The sequence below is a fragment of the Azospirillum fermentarium genome (assembly GCF_025961205.1).
In the GTDB taxonomy this organism is placed as follows: domain Bacteria; phylum Pseudomonadota; class Alphaproteobacteria; order Azospirillales; family Azospirillaceae; genus Azospirillum; species Azospirillum fermentarium.
Genome location: NZ_JAOQNH010000002.1, coordinates 957,916 through 972,487, shown reverse-complemented (window position 1 = coordinate 972,487; position 14,572 = coordinate 957,916). Strand labels below are relative to the sequence as shown.

Sequence of the window (14,572 nt, the reverse complement as noted above, 5' to 3'; positions counted from 1 at the left end):
CCTATTCCCCCGTGTAGGCCCGCACGGCGGGGCCGAAGATGGTGTCCAGCCGGTCCAGCGGCAGCTCCTGCTGCGGCAGGCACAGGCTGGTGGAGCCGTCGTGCAGGATGTGGAGCGCCAGCCCGCTCTGGTCCGGGCGGGTGACGGTGCGGCCCGCGGCGGCGGCGGCGCGGGCGAAGGCCAGATCCTCCAGCGCGTTGACGGCGGGGAAGGGGCCGGCGCTTTCCCACAGGGACCGGCGGTAGGCATAGGTGAAGCCGTACCCCAGCCGGTTGCCGTCGTCGGGCGGGGTGTTGGCCTCGACGAAGGCGGCGCCCGACCGGCTCCAGCGGAAATGCGGGCCGCCGGCGGCGGTGTCCCAATAGCCGAACCGGCGCAAAGGGCGGCTGTAGAGATACCAGCCCGACAGCTTGACGAAATCCGCCCCTTCCTCCAGCCAGTTCACCATGGTTTCCACATAGTGCGGGGCATAGTAATCGTCGTCGTCGCAATGGACGATGATCTCGCCGTGGGAATGCTCGATCATCAGGTTGCGCTTCTCACCCACCTCGAACAGGTCGGGAGCGCTGATGTAGATCAGGTTCTTGGCCGCACGGGGCTGGAGATAGGGCGACGGCCGGGGTGAGTCGTCGAACACCACCCACTGGATGTTGGGATAGGTCTGGGCCTGCACGCAAGCGTGGGCCAGGGGCAGGAACGCCTCCCGCCCACGGGTCGGGGTGATGATCGTGACGAGCGGGCGGGGAGACATGAAAGGCACCTCGATGGGAAAGATGCCGCATCATAGCAGCTTGGGCCGGGAAAGGGGCGGATGACACTTGACCGGACGGGCCGGTGCCGTCAGCTTCCACCCGCGTTCGCGGCAAACCGGCCCTGATGTGATGAAGCGACTTGAACGGTACCTTTTCCGGCTGCTGGCCCTGGCCACGCTCTATTCCACGGCGGGGCTGACCATCACCATCTGGCTCAGCCAGTCCCTGCGCCTGATCGAAATGGTGGTGGAGGCGGGGGCGCCCATCAGCGTGTTCCTGTGGCTTTTGCTGCTGACGGTGCCGACCTTTCTGGGGCTGGTGCTGCCCATCGCCCTGGTGGCGGGGGTGATGTTCACCTACAACAAGCTCAACACCGACAGCGAGCTGGTGGTGATGCGGTCCGCCGGCATGGGGCCGCTGGCGCTGGCGCGGCCCGCCATCGTGCTGGCGCTGATCGTCGGCGGCATCGTCGGGCTGCTGAACGTGTGGCTGACCCCGGCGGCGCACCGGGAACTGGCGCGGCTGGAATACGCGGTGCGCAACGACTATTCCCAGCTTTTCATCCGCGAGGGCGTGTTCAACGACGTGAGCGACCGGCTCAGCATCTATGTGCGCGAGCGCGACAGCGACGGCACCTTCACCGGCATCCTGATCCATGATGCGCGGGTGGCGCACAAGCCGGTGTCGATCCTGGGCCGCCGCGCCGCCATCATCCCCACCGCCGAGGGCATGCGTTTCGTCGTCTTCGACGGCAACCGCCAGGAAATGGACGAGACCACCCGCAAGCTGTCCCAGCTTTATTTCGAAAGCTACGCCATCGAGCTGAAGATCTACGCCAGCTCGTCCGGCTCCGGCGGCCCGCGGCAGGCCGACGCGCGCGAACGCAGCACCGACGAGCTGCTGCACCCCCCGCCCGACGTCCAGGCCAACACCCGGCTGCTGGGCAACCTGACGGCGGAACTGCACCAGCGGTTCAGCGCGCCCCTGCTGTCGGTGGCCTTCACGATGCTGGCCCTGGCGTCCATGCTGTCGGGCGAGTTCAACCGCCGCGGCCAGAGCGGGCGGGTGGCCGTGGCGATGGTGATGGTGGTGGTGGTCCAGGCGTCGGCCATCGGCCTGACCAGCCTGGCCGGGCGCAACCCGGCGGTCATTCCGCTGATGTACGCCATGCCGATGGTGGTGCTGGCCGGGGGGCTGATGGTCCTGCTGCGCGGCCGCATCCACCGGGCGGTGCGCGGATAAGGGGTAAGGCGGTTTCATCGTGCGTGTTCTGTTCATCACCTCCAACCGCATCGGCGATGCGGTGCTGTCCACCGGCCTGCTGCGCCACGTGATCGCCACCCACCCGCGGGCGCGGGTGACCATCGCCTGCGGGCCGGTGGCCGCCCCCCTGTTCCGCGCGGTGCCGGGGCTGGACCGGGTGGCAGTGCTGCGCAAGCAGCCGCTGGCCCGTCACTGGCTGGCGCTGTGGCGGGCCAGCGTGGGCGTCCGCTGGGATTGGGTCATCGACCTGCGCAACTCCGCCGTCAGCCGGCTGGTGTGGGCGGCGCGGCGCAGCATCTTCCACCCCGCCGCCGGCATGGTGCACAAGGTGGAGGAACTGGCCGCGGTGCTGGGCCTGAGCCCGCCGCCGGCTCCCGGCCTGTGGATCGACGCCGAGGCGCGGTCGGTGGCGGACCGGCTGCTGCCGTCCGATGGCGCCCCGCTGCTGGCGCTGGGCCCGACCGCCAACTGGCTGTCCAAGGAATGGCCGGCGGACCGTTTCGCCGCTGTGGCCCGCACCCTGACCGCCGCGGGCGGGCCCCTGGCCGGCGGGCGGGTGGCGGTGCTGGCCGCCGGCGGGGCGGAGGCCGAGCGCGCCCGCCCGGTTCTGGCCGCGCTGGGGCCGGCGGGGGTCGATCTGACCGGGCGCACCGATCCGCTGGCCGCGGCGGCTTGTCTGGAGCGGGCGGCACTCTATATCGGGAACGATTCCGGTCTGATGCACATCGCAGCGGCGGTGGGAACACCGACGCTGGGCCTGTTCGGGCCGGGCTATCCTGAACGTTACGCCCCCTGGGGGCCGCGGGCGCGGGTGGTGACCGGCAGCATTCCCCGCGATGCGCTGCTGGCCCGGTTGAAGGCCGCGGGTCTGGCCCCCATTCCGCTGATGCAGGGAATCGCCGTTTCGAACGTGGAAGAAGCGGCGGTATCGCTGTTGCGGGACGCGGGCGGCGCCGTGCCGGCCCCTGTTTCCATGTTAAACCATAATCCACATGAGGTTTGACATGGGTGGGGGAATAGCAGAAAATTAACCTCTGTTGGCCAGGATCACTTGCGTCCGGGAACCCTTGTGTCTCTGTGACCTTCCGACTGACCCTTGAGGGTGTGGAATGAAGCCGACTCCGAAATATGTAAGCAAGCCCGTTTCCGACGACGCCCGCGATGTGGAAGCCTGGGCTCTGTCGGAGGCGGCCCGGCGGCTGGTTGACGCCAGCCGCAATCCCGACGACTGGGAAGCGTTCCAGGCCGCGCTTTTGCTCAATCAGCGTTTGTGGACCATTTTCCAGGCCGCGATCAGCGAGCCGGATTGTCCCATGCCCCAGGACATGCGGACCAACATCGCGGCGCTGTCGCTGATGGTGGACCGGGAAACCATGGCCCGTCTGGCCGACCAGGACGTGACCAGGCTGGATACGCTGATCAACATCAACCGCAACGTGGCCGGCGGCCTGTCGCAGAAGATCGGCGCCCCCGCCGCGGCCCAGCCCGGCGTTGCCGCGGCCCCGCCGCCGGGTGCGGCCCCGGTGCCGCCGGCCATGCGCCCGGCCGCCGGCGGTTATGGTCAGGCCGCGGCCCCGCGCCCCGCTGCCGCCGAACCGGCCCAGGTTCCGCGGGAAGGCTTGCGCATCTCCATCTGACCTCTGTTCCGGCTTTTCCACAGCCACCCGCGCAAAGGCCACCCTCCGCAAGGAGGATGGCCTTTTCGTCTGTGGCGGGCCGGTGAGCGGAAAATGATGCCGTTGCCGTTCAGGGCCGTCTGGGCGAAGATGGTCATCAGCCGCACGTCGGCGGCGCCGGCGGTGCCGTCACCGCCGTTGTCCTGCACCAGAGAGAGGCCGGTATCCGTGCCGCCGCGGCCGCCAATTCCCCTTATGGCCGTTGCGGTCCAGGCCGTTGAGGATGTTTTTTTCGTTTTCTAACAAAATATAAAATCAAAAAGGGTCAGGGCCACGGGTGCCGCCGGCCCACGCGGCGCTATGGTTGGTTTCCGTGCCATGAAGGGCGTGCGCAAGCGCATCGACAAACGGGAAACCGCACCATATATTTCTCTGGAAAGCACGGAAACACACGCAATGTTTCCATTAAAGGGCGAAATATTGTGACGCCATGCGGACCGATAATGACGCGCCCACGATACGAAAGGGTTGTTCATGCAGCGTCGTGTCTTCCTGTTCTTGCTGATGTCGGCCCTGGCTCTGGCCGTGGGCATGGCGGTGCCCGGTGACGCGCGGGCGGCGGATACCGTGCTGACGGTCAGCGGCCCCGGCGGCACATCCGCCGCGTTCGACATGGCGGCGCTGGACGGCCTGCCGCAAACCGCGGTCACCACCACCACCCCGTGGTACGACGGCCCGCGGACCTTTTCCGGCCCGCTTTTGCGCACGGTTCTGCAGCAGGCGGGGGTTACGGGCACCACGCTCAAGATCTCCGCGCTCAATGATTACAGCGTGGAGATCCCGGCGGAGGATCTCGACCTCTATGGCGTCGTCCTGGCGTCGCGGATCGACGGAAAGCCGTTTTCGGTGCGCGACAAGGGGCCGCTGTTCGTCATCTATCCGTTCGACAGCCGCACGGACCTGAAACAGGAGAAATTCTACAGCCGCGCCGTGTGGCAGGTGGCCAAGATCGCCGTCCGCTGACCCCGCCGGGAATTCCGATCCTGTGACGACCCAAAGGATGCTCCCGATGCCCATCGGCCTGCGGATATGGCGGCTTGCGTTGCGGCCTTTCGCGTGGTTTGCGCTGTGCCTGCTGGCGGTGGCCGCACCGTCCGGCCCGGCCCCGGCGCAATCCGCCGGCATCGTGGTGGCCCAGCCCGGCGGGGCTGCCGCCCGCACCCTGTCGTCCGCCGAAATCGAAGCGCTGCCGGCCCTGCGCATCCGCACGGCCACGCCATGGTCGGAGGCGAGCGATTTCGACGGCCCCTCCCTGACCGAGGTGCTGAAGCTGGCGGGTGTTCTTCCCGCCGGCAGCGGGGGGACCGTGGTCCTGGGCGCCGCGGACGATTACACGGTGCGGATCGCGCTGGCCGATATCGAACGGCTGAAGCCCATCCTGGCCTATCGCCAGAACGGCCAGCCGCTTTCCTTGCGCACCCGCGGCCCGTACTGGCTGATTTTTCCCTTTGACGACACGCCGGCGATCCAGAACGACCTCTGGTATTACCGCGCGATCTGGCAGATTACCCGCATCGCCCTGAATCCCTGATGAAACGCAGCAAATTCATCCTTGCCGCCGTGGCGGCGGCCCTGCTGGTGTCCATTGCCGGGATGATCGGGGTGCAGGTGCACCTGATGGCCAAGACCCGTCAGGTGGCGTCCCTGGGACAGGACAATCTGGTCTGGTCCTTCTACCAGCTCAACAACGAGTACATGCGCCTGCGCATGCTGCTGGCGGAGGCCGGCGGCGATCCCGCCCGGCTGAAGGAGGTTCAGCAGCGGTACGAGATCTTCGCCAGCCGGATGACCGTCATCGACAACGGCATCTACCGCAACATGTTCGGCGGCCAGCGGTTCTACGAGGATGCGCTGGCCACCACGCGGGCCTTCATCCGCCAGACCGACGACGCCATCGCCGCCGACGGCGGGCTCAGTCCCGCGGCTTCCGCGGCGGTGAAGGCGCGGCTGGACGGGCTGATGCCCGAGTATCAGGCGATGCTGCTGGGCCTGAACGGGTGGAGCGCCGACCACAGCGGCCGCCGGTGGGAAGAGCTGAAGAACCTGCAGGCCGTGACCCTGGCGGCCACGGTGCTCCAGGGGGTGCTGATCCTCAGCTTCGGCGGGCTGGCCGTGTGGCAGATCCTGGCCATCCGCCGGTCCCACGACAACCTGTCGGTCATGGCCCGCACCCTGGAGCAGGCGCGGGTGGAAGCCGACAGCGCCAACCGCGCCAAATCCATGTTCCTGGCCAACATCAGCCACGAGATCCGCACGCCGATGAACGGGGTGATCGGGCTGCTGACCCTGCTGAACGACACGCGGCTGGATTCGGGGCAAAAGGAATATGTGGGGCTGGCCCTGCGGTCGGCGGAAAACCTGCTGACGCTGGTCAACGACGTTCTCGACTATTCCAAGCTGGAAGCCCGGCGGCTGGAGATCGAGGACGAGGATTTCGACCTGGCCGAACTGACCGAGGATGTGGTCAAGCTGTTCGCGCCGCGGGCGTCGGAATCCGGCACCATCATCGAACACCACATCGCCCCCGACGCCGCCCGCTGGCTGCGCGGCGACGCCATGCGCATCCGGCAGATCCTGGTCAATCTGGTGGGCAATGCGGTGAAGTTCACCACCGCCGGCACCATCACGGTCCAGGTGTCCACCCGGCCCGCCGACGGCGGTGCGGTGATGCTGGCGGCGTCGGTCACCGACACCGGCATCGGCATTCCCCCCGAACAGCAGGCGCTGCTGTTCCAGCGTTTTTCCCAGGTGGACGATTCCTCCACCCGGCGGTTCGGGGGCAGCGGGCTGGGGCTGGCCATTTCCCGCGAGCTGTGCGAGCTGATGGGCGGCGGCATCGGCGTCACCAGCACGCCCGGTGTCGGCAGCATCTTCACCTTTCACGTCCGCTGCACCCTGCGGGATACACCGCCGCCCGTTTCCGCCGCCGATCCCACCCCGGCGTCGGCGCGGACCCCGCCCATGCGGATCCTGGTGGTGGATGACGTGGCCACCAACCGCACCCTGCTGGGAGCGCTGCTGCGCAAGGAGGGGCACACCATCGCCTTTGCCGGCGACGGGCGGGAGGCGGTCGCCTCCGTGTCCCGCGATCCGCCCGATCTGGTGCTGATGGACATCCAGATGCCGGTGATGGACGGCTGCGATGCCGCCGTCGCCATCCGCCGGCTGGGTGGTGCCGCCGGGCGGGTGCCCATCATCGCGGTCACCGCCAACACCATCGCGTCCGACCGCGACCATTATCTGGCGGCGGGAATGAACGATTACCTGCCCAAGCCGATCCGCCGCCCGGCGTTGCTGGAGGCGGTGGCCCGCTTCGCGCCCACCACCCCTGACGGCGAGACGGCGGCGGCCCCTCCTACCCCGGCCCCGGCCGTCCCGGTCGCGGATCATGCGGTTTCCGCCGTGGTGGAGCCGTGGGTGGATGACGGGCTGCTGGACCGGGATCAGGCGGAAACCATGTGCATGGTGATCGGCCCCGACGGCTGGCAGGATACGGTCGCCGCCTTCGCCGAGCAGGCGCGCGTGGAGATCGCGGCCATCCTCTCCGCCCTTGCCGCCGGCGAACCGCACCGCCGTCCGGCCCACGCGCTCAAGGGCATGGCCATCAACATCGGCGCCCAGCGGCTGGCCGTCACCGCCCGCATGATTGAGGAAAGCGGCCCCCGCGACGGCGCCGCGCTGGCCGGCGGGCTGGACGCCGTGCTGAGCCGGACGCTGGAGGCGCTGCGTGTGCTGGACGGCTGAGCCGGGGCCGCCCCGCCGTCCACTTGTCTTTCATGGCATCGCTCTAGATAGGGTACCTGCCGATACCCGCCCTGGTTCCGGGACCGCTTCGACCGTGCGCCACAAAGCCTCCATCACCATCCCGCAAGGCTACCGTTGCCTTCACGTCCTGATCGTGGACGACGTGGCGCACATCCGTTCCATGGTGCGCAGCATTCTGCGGCATCTGGGGCTGGAGCGCGTCAGCGAGGCCGGGTCGGTGGACGAGGCGTTCCAGATCATCCGCACCCTGTCCCCCGACATCGTGTTCACCGATTGGGAAATGCCCAACGGCTGCGGGCTGGAACTGGTGCACAAGATCCGCACCCATCCCGCGTCCCCCGACCCGGCCCTGCCGGTGGTGATGCTGACCGCCCATGGATCGCACGAGCACGTCACCATCGGGCGCAACGCCGGGGTGACCGATTTCCTGGTCAAGCCGGTGTCGCCCGCCCGCATCGTCGAACGGTTGCTGGATGTGGTGAACCGGCAGCGGCCCTTCGTCATTTCCCCCGGCTACCGTGGTCCCGACCGCCGCCGCACGAGCCGCCCGGTGGCGGTGGACCGCCGGTTCGCCCGCTCGGGGGAAAAGGGCGTGATCCTGGTGCAGCCCGACAATCTGCTGCTGGCGCGGGTGTCGGGGGACGAGGCGGCCGTTCAGCAGGCACGCCGCCAGAAGGAGGGGGCGCTGTCCCTGATCGCCCGCACCCTTCCCGGCGCCGAGGAGACGGAGGAGACCGCCCGCCGCACCCTGGGCGAGATGATCGACACCGTGCTGACGTCCTTCGACCGCACGGCGGATGTGCTGTTGGGCATGATCATCCCGCTCCAGCAACTGCGGCAGGCGGGGATGGCTTCCCTGCCGCCGTCGGCGGAGCGCGTGGTGGTGTCGCTGCAGCGGATCCTGACCGAGGGGGGGAGCCTGTCCGGTGACCTGGGGCTGATGCGGCTGCACCTGCTGGCCCTGCGCGCCATGCTGAACGCCCGCCAGACCCCCGATCAGACCCGCGTGGCCGAGGAACTGGCTGCCCGGATCGAGGATATGGCCCGGGCGAAGCCGCGCTGACGGCGGGCCGTCCCGGTATCCCGCCGTTACGCCAGATAATTCAGAAGCGACATCTTTTGCGTCTGGCCGGCGACGGTATAGGCGGCTTCCAGCGCGTTCATGGAGGTGCGCAGGCGGGCGGCCACTTCGGTCTGATCGATGCCTTCGATGCGGGCGACCTGATCGGTGGCGCTGTTGGACAGCTCGGTGTGCTCGTCCTTCTTGGTGGTCAGGGTGGCGAGATCGGACGCCACCTTGGCATGGACCGAGCGCAGCGATTCCTTGGCATCGGCCATCATGCTCAGCGCCTGCTCGGCGTATTCCTTGTACTTGCCGGGGTTGGACACCGCCGCCTTGGCCATGCGGAAGGCCGAAACCAGCTTCTGAATCGACGGGTCGGTGGAGGTGACGCCGTAATCGATGCTGTAGTCGTCGTCCGCGGTGACCGCGGTCTTGTCCCACGCCTTGTTGTTGGTGCGCTTGCTCAGGTATTCGCTGTCATAGAACGGCAGGTCGGGGTTGCGGACGATGGTCGCCTCGGTAAGCGGGTCCGGCTCGGGCGGCAGGTTCTTCACCGTCATGGTGTTGCGCACGGACCCGTTGGTCACCTTCGCCGTGGTGCTGAACTGGGTGGACAGGCCCGGATGGTTGGGGTCGAGCGGGGTGTTGCCGGTGATGGAGATGCCGGGCCCGCTGCCCATCACGTCCAGGGTGACCGGCGGTTTGGGGTCCATCTTGCCGAACTGTTCGCGCAGCCGGTCGGCCACGGCGCCGACGTTGGTGGTGCCCTTGGAGAAATCATCCGCCGTCACCGTGTATTTGACGGTGTACTCCTTGTACAGCGGCAGATCCGTCGGTTCACCCGGATGATCGGTGTAGTATTTGGCGTTGTACGGGTCGGCCGGGTTGCCGACGGCGACCGTGAATTCGAACGTGTCGCCGATGTCCACGTTATCCCCGCGCAGCGTGAAGCGGTCCATCTGCGGCGCGGTGGTGGTGGGGGGGGTGAGGGTGGAGACCGGATCGACGGAGTTGTCCACCTGGGCGGCGTTGACCACCGACGAGCGGATGTTGAATTCCCGCCCGACCTGCTGGCCGATCATGGTGATGATGCCGTTGTTGGTGGTGACCGACAGCGGAATGGCCGGGTTGGCGGAATTGATCTGGCTGGTCAGCGCCTGGGCCACATAGGTCACGGTGCGGGGGTCGTTGGGCCCGATCACCACCGAGAAGGTCTGCCCGTCGATATCCAGTTGGAAGTAATCGTCCTTGTCCACCGACGATCCGTCCAGCGTGACCTTGGTCACCTGCTTGGCCAGGTTCAGGTCGGCCACCGGCTGGGTTGTGTAGCGGGAGCCGGCGAACAGGTAGCGGTCGCCCACCTGTTCGTTCAGATACTGGCGGATGTCGCGCATGGCGCCGTTCAGCCGCTCCAGCGTCTGGTTCGCCTGGGGCCACGACACGTCGAATGAGCTGGTGGACGCGGCGTTCAGCTTGTCGAAGGTGATGTTCAGCACAGCGCCTTCGCCCGGACCGCCGCCCATGGTGAAGTTGTAGCCCTTGCCGTCGTCCGGCGGCACCGTGTTCAGGTTGAGCGTGCGGGTGCTCTTGCCGCCCAGGCCGTCGGTGATGGTGATGTCGTAGGTGCCGTTCGGCCCGTTCTTGGACGGGACCGACGTGACGGTGTAGGTCGCGTTCTGGGTCAGCTTCGAGGTGTCGGTGTTGAGCGTGACCTTCAGGGCGTCGGGGTTGATGTCGTTCTGCCCCGAGACCAGCGGCTTGCCCGGCTCGGTCGGCATCAGTGCGTTCGACTGCCAATCGGTGGTCAGCTTTTCCAGATTGGTCAGGACCAGATCCGTGGTCTTCAGCCGCGTGGTGGCGGTGTCGATCGAATCGGAATAGGTCTTGCGCTTGACCAGTTCGGCACGCAGGGCGAGCAGCTTTTCGGTTTCCGCCCCGTACCCCTTCAGATCCACCGACTTGACGTTGGTGTTCATCTGTGTGGTCAGGGTGTCCACCTTCTTCTGCCCGTCGGACAGCGTGCGGACCAGGCTCATGTAGCGGGCATAGCTGCCGGCTTGTGTGATCGTGCTCATCCGACGATGCGCTCCAACGCGTCAAACATACTGTTGGCCACTTGCATAACCCGTGCCGAAGCGGCGTAGGACGTCTGCAACTGTTGGAGGTTGGCGATCTCCTCGTCGATGTTCACGCCGGTGTTGTTGACGTAGCGTTCCTCCAGCAGGTCGCGGGATTCCTTGCTGGCCGCCAGGTTGGTCGAAACCGTGCCGGCGGTGGACATCCACACCCCGGTGAGCGAGCTGGCCATGCCGGAATAGCTGGTGTTGCTCAGCTTCAGCCCATCGGACGTCATGCTTCTTCCGGTTGCGTTCATGGCTTTCGCCATGTCGGGAATGGCCGATTCCTTAATCTTCATTTCGCCGCTCATCAACTTGGGGTTGACGGCGATGCTGAAACGGTCGGTCCCGGTGAAGAAATAGAAGTTCTGCTCGCCGTCCTTCACGGGGCTGGCGTTGTTGTAGGCGTCGGCAAAGCTGGTGGCCTCGCCCTCTTTGGTGGCGCCGGTGAAGGCCTGGGCATAGGTGTCGAGCTGCGAGCGCAGCTTGCGGATGACCTCCTTGGTGGGGTCGCTGCTGGCCAGGCTGGGGGGATCCTTGGCCGAGCCGTCGTAGCGCATGTTCTGCAGCGCGCTCAGCTTGCCGTCGGTGAAATGATCGTTGACGGTCATGGACTGCCCCTCGTTCGTCACCACGAGGTTGTTGCCGTCATAGGTAAGATTTGCCGGTTCGGCGTCCAAAAGTGACAGGCCGGAGGAGGTAAAAATGGCCAGGCGCCCGTCCTGCCGCTCCACCGTGCGCACCGAGACCAGTTCGCTGATCTGCTTGACCAGGGCATCGCGCTTGTCGGCGACCACGTTGGCGGAATCGCCGTAGCCTTGCAGCGAGACCATATCCTTGTTGATGCGGTCCACCTGTTTCAGCAGGTCGTTGAGCTGGGTGACGGAATCGGTGGTGTCCTTCTGCATCTCACGGTTGAGGTCTTCGACGCCCTGGGACACGCGCTTGACTTCGCGGGCCAGGGTGTCGCCGGCGCGCAGGAATTCCTGCTGCGCGGTCTCGTCCTCGGGCGAGGTGGCGAGCGTCTTCATCGCCGTGTCGAAGGCGTTGGCGTACTGGTTCAGCAGCGGGCTGCCGTTGGTCGTCCGCATCAGGTCGCCCAGCTTCTGCATATAGGTGTTCTGGGTGTCGTATGTGGCCGTGCGGGCGGTCAGATCCTGGACCTGGGAACGCAGGGCGGCATCGACCTCGCGCCGGTATTCGGCGGTCAGAACCTGGCCGCTGCGATCGACCTTCTGTTCCAGGGTGTGGCGGGTGCGGCTGGGGTCGTCGGACCGGGCCACGTTGTCCGAAACCACCTTCACCTGCGACTGAACCGTGCGAAGGCTGGCGGTGGCGCTGTTCAGGGCGCTGAAGAGGGACATGGCCGGGAACCTTTCGATTTTTGGGCACGCCGCGGGCGTGCGGGGAACACGGTCCCCGCCGGGCGCTTAATGCCGGTACCGTCCGAGGCGCGTTACCGCTTGATGTTCAGGACTTCCTGAAGCATCTCGTCGGTGGTCGTGACGATCTTGGTGTTGGCGGAATAGCTGCGCTGGGTCACGATCAGCTTGGTGAATTCGTCGGCGATGTCCACGTTGGAGCTTTCCACGCTGCTCGCCACCACCGCACCGGCGCCGTTGGTTTCGGGGTCGTTGAAGTTCGGCTTGCCGGTTTCGTCGGTTTCGATGAACACGCCCCCCGCTTCGCGCTGCATGGCGTTGGGGTTGTTGAAGGTGACGATGGGCACGCGGGCGATCACCTTGCTGCGGCCGTTGTCATAGTTGACCAGCACGTTGCCGCTGTCGCCGAACACCACTTCCTTGAACTGTCCGCGGCCGGCACCGTCCTGCACGAAGGTGCCCACCGTCATGCTGTTGCCGGCGTACTGCGACAGGCCGCCCTGGCGCTGGAACTTGCCGAGGTTCAGGTTGACCGTCTGGTTGCCGAAGCCGTAGTTGACGGTGAAGGTCAAGGTGGCGGCGTCACCGGCGTTCTGGTTGGGGGAACTGACCGCGGTGCCGTTGCCGACCAATGCGGTGCTGATGCCTGTCAGCAGCGCGGTGTTGTCCTTGGCCGTGCCGAAGGTCAGACCGATATAGGCCGGTGTCTGGCCGGTCACCGTCGATTGCTCCAGCGTGAACTGGTCGGCCGCGTCGCCCGATGGTTTCTTGGCCACCAGCGTGATGACGCCGCCCTGGGACGACGCCGTGACCGGCAGGGAGGTGTTGGAGTTGATGGTGTTCGCCATCGCCGCCGAAATTTCCTCCATGCTCAGCTCTTGGCCGGTGGTGGTGTACGACACCGGGGTGCCGTTGACGTTCAGCGTGTAGACGGTGCCCACGTCGCCCACGGCACCGGTCAGGGTGACGGTGCGCTGCTGGCGGATGCCCGACACGTTGGTCTGGGAGAACGACCCGGCGATGGTGTTGGCCGCCGCCGAGGAGTTGGTCACCCCCGCCGAGCAACTGGCGTCGAGGTTGTCGCCCGCCACCTTGTCCTGAATGGTCAGCACGCCGCCCGAGGACGCCGCGGTGACGTTCAGCCCGCTGATGGCGTTGATGCGGTTGGCCAGTTCCTGCGCCACACCGGAGATGTTGGCATAGGTGGCATAGGCCGCCGCCGTCACCGTCACGTTGACCGTGTGGTCCACGCCGTTGTTGCGCACGCGCACCGAATAGACGTCGCCCACGTCGATGGCGGTCTGGGGGAAGGTGATGCGCTGGGTCTGGCCGGCGGTGGTGCTGGCGTCGGTGGTCACCGGGCCGAGGACGGTGTTGTTGGTCACCGTGCCCTGGCTGACCGTCTGGGCGACCTTGAACCCGGTGCCGGCGGTGCGGGCGACCATGCGGATGGTGGAGCCGGTCACCGTCGCCATCACCGGTGCCGCCGGGGTGGCCGAATTGATCTGGTTGGCCAGCGACCCGGCCACGCCCGAGAAGGTGCGGAGCTGCCCGATGTTGTCGGCCGTGATCTTCACACTGTAGGTGGTGTTGTCCAGCGTCACCGCATAGGTTTCGCCGATGCGCAGATTGTCCTGACCGTTGGTGGTCTGGCCGCTGATGGTGACCGAGTTGATCTGGGCGATCGGCGTCACGCCGGGCACGTTCTGGCCGAACGAGATGGTCGCGGGCGCCCCGGCGAACGAGCCGTCCACCGGCAGCGTGCTCGACCCCGGCGCGCTGATGGCCAGGCGCCAGCCGTTGGCACCGTCCTGGCGCCAGTCCAGATTGACGGCGCGCTGGTTGCCCTGCGCGTCGAAGATCTGGATCTGCTGGGTCGGAATCTTGCCCGTGGGCGTGGCCGGCAGGTTGGCCGACAGGTCGATGTTGTTGGTGGGCGACGGCTTGTCGATCAGCGACGACACCTGGATCGGCTTGATGATGTCCTTGCGCAGCTCGCCGGTCACGTCGTCCACCGCCCAGCCGTTGAGCGCATAGCCCGAGCTGTTGACCAGATAGCGGTTCTTGTCCAGCTCGAAGTCGCCCTGGCGGGTGTAGTAGCTGGCCCCGGCGCTTAGCGTGCCGGTCTGGGTCTGCACCACCTTGTTCAGCGCGGCGGAGCTTGCGGCCTCCACCTTGGTCACGCTGAAGAAGCCCTGCCCCTGGATGGCGATGTTGGTCGGCGTCTGAACCTGCGTCAGGTTGCCCTGGACGTTGTTCATGAACACCGGCTGCGCGATCACGCCGCCCGGGGAATGGATGCGGGAATTGGATTGCAGCACCAGCGTTTCGAACGCGGTGTTGACCCGCTTGTACCCCACCGTCGAGGAGTTCGCGATGTTGTCCGAGATGTGGCCGAGAGAGCGCGACTGCGCCGTCAGACCGAGGACCGCGGTGGTCAGCGAACCGAAGATGCTCATGGCCGTGGAACTCCACGCAAGGGGCAGAAAGTGTTTGTTGCCCATGACATAAGCAAAGACGGTGCCAATTTTATGGATTGGCATAAAATCGTTTA

11 protein-coding genes are annotated in these 14,572 nt (G+C 66.6%); 7 read left to right on the top strand and 4 right to left on the bottom strand.

Going from position 1 to position 14,572, the window contains the following annotated elements:
• Position 1: 1 nt before the first annotated feature.
• Positions 2-751, bottom strand: a complete 750-nt coding sequence (locus M2352_RS19115; RefSeq protein WP_264666093.1) for a glycosyltransferase family 2 protein — start codon at positions 749-751, stop codon at positions 2-4.
• Positions 752-881: 130 nt separating this feature from the next.
• Between M2352_RS19115 and lptF the strand changes: the two genes are divergently transcribed.
• The 7 genes from lptF to M2352_RS19080 all read left to right on the top strand — a co-directional run bounded on the left by lptF (position 882) and on the right by M2352_RS19080 (position 8,519).
• Positions 882-1,994: an LPS export ABC transporter permease LptF gene (gene lptF, locus M2352_RS19110; protein WP_264666092.1), complete on the top strand. Its 1,113-nt coding sequence runs from the start codon at positions 882-884 to the stop codon at positions 1,992-1,994.
• Between the two features lie 19 nt (positions 1,995-2,013).
• Positions 2,014-3,018 (top strand): glycosyltransferase family 9 protein, encoded by a 1,005-nt coding sequence (locus tag M2352_RS19105; RefSeq protein WP_264666091.1) that lies wholly within the window; start codon positions 2,014-2,016, stop codon positions 3,016-3,018.
• Positions 3,019-3,124: 106 nt separating this feature from the next.
• Positions 3,125-3,652, top strand: coding sequence for a flagellar biosynthesis regulator FlaF (locus tag M2352_RS19100; RefSeq protein WP_264666090.1), 528 nt, complete (start codon positions 3,125-3,127; stop codon positions 3,650-3,652).
• Positions 3,653-4,165: 513 nt separating this feature from the next.
• The gene (locus M2352_RS19095; RefSeq protein WP_264666089.1) at positions 4,166-4,654 is read left to right on the top strand and encodes a hypothetical protein; all 489 of its coding nucleotides are present in this window, start codon (positions 4,166-4,168) and stop codon (positions 4,652-4,654) included.
• Between the two features lie 46 nt (positions 4,655-4,700).
• The gene (locus M2352_RS19090; RefSeq protein ID WP_264666088.1) at positions 4,701-5,222 is read left to right on the top strand and encodes a molybdopterin-dependent oxidoreductase; all 522 of its coding nucleotides are present in this window, start codon (positions 4,701-4,703) and stop codon (positions 5,220-5,222) included.
• Complete coding sequence (locus tag M2352_RS19085; protein WP_264666087.1) at positions 5,222-7,435, top strand: ATP-binding protein; 2,214 nt, start codon at positions 5,222-5,224, stop codon at positions 7,433-7,435. The genes M2352_RS19090 and M2352_RS19085 overlap by 1 nt, the downstream gene beginning before the upstream one ends.
• A gap of 94 nt (positions 7,436-7,529) precedes the next feature.
• The gene (locus M2352_RS19080) at positions 7,530-8,519 is read left to right on the top strand and encodes a response regulator (protein ID WP_264666086.1); all 990 of its coding nucleotides are present in this window, start codon (positions 7,530-7,532) and stop codon (positions 8,517-8,519) included.
• A gap of 26 nt (positions 8,520-8,545) precedes the next feature.
• Here the strand turns inward: M2352_RS19080 and M2352_RS19075 are convergent, their stop codons facing one another.
• The 3 genes from M2352_RS19075 to M2352_RS19065 form a co-directional block, all read right to left on the bottom strand.
• Entirely contained in the window at positions 8,546-10,594 is a 2,049-nt protein-coding gene (locus M2352_RS19075; protein WP_264666085.1) for a hypothetical protein, read from the bottom strand.
• Positions 10,591-12,000: a flagellar hook-associated protein FlgK gene (flgK, locus tag M2352_RS19070; protein ID WP_264666084.1), complete on the bottom strand. Its 1,410-nt coding sequence runs from the start codon at positions 11,998-12,000 to the stop codon at positions 10,591-10,593. The genes M2352_RS19075 and flgK overlap by 4 nt, the downstream gene beginning before the upstream one ends.
• Before the next feature lie 92 nt (positions 12,001-12,092).
• On the bottom strand, positions 12,093-14,477 hold the full coding sequence (locus M2352_RS19065; protein WP_264666083.1) for a flagellar hook-basal body complex protein: 2,385 nt from the start codon (positions 14,475-14,477) through the stop codon (positions 12,093-12,095).
• Positions 14,478-14,572 lie beyond the last annotated feature (95 nt).

Excerpts from the sequence above, each read along its gene's own strand:
- M2352_RS19085 (WP_264666087.1), top strand. The coding sequence starts at position 5,222 with ATGAAACGCAGCAAATTCATCCTTGCCGCCGTGGCGGCGGCCCTGCTG.
- flgK (WP_264666084.1), bottom strand. The coding sequence starts at position 12,000 with ATGTCCCTCTTCAGCGCCCTGAACAGCGCCACCGCCAGCCTTCGCACG.
- M2352_RS19100 (WP_264666090.1), top strand. The coding sequence starts at position 3,125 with ATGAAGCCGACTCCGAAATATGTAAGCAAGCCCGTTTCCGACGACGCC.
- M2352_RS19065 (WP_264666083.1), bottom strand. The coding sequence starts at position 14,477 with ATGAGCATCTTCGGTTCGCTGACCACCGCGGTCCTCGGTCTGACGGCG.
- M2352_RS19090 (WP_264666088.1), top strand. The coding sequence starts at position 4,701 with ATGCCCATCGGCCTGCGGATATGGCGGCTTGCGTTGCGGCCTTTCGCG.
- M2352_RS19095 (WP_264666089.1), top strand. The coding sequence starts at position 4,166 with ATGCAGCGTCGTGTCTTCCTGTTCTTGCTGATGTCGGCCCTGGCTCTG.
- M2352_RS19075 (WP_264666085.1), bottom strand. The coding sequence starts at position 10,594 with ATGAGCACGATCACACAAGCCGGCAGCTATGCCCGCTACATGAGCCTG.
- lptF (WP_264666092.1), top strand. The coding sequence starts at position 882 with ATGAAGCGACTTGAACGGTACCTTTTCCGGCTGCTGGCCCTGGCCACG.
- M2352_RS19115 (WP_264666093.1), bottom strand. The coding sequence starts at position 751 with ATGTCTCCCCGCCCGCTCGTCACGATCATCACCCCGACCCGTGGGCGG.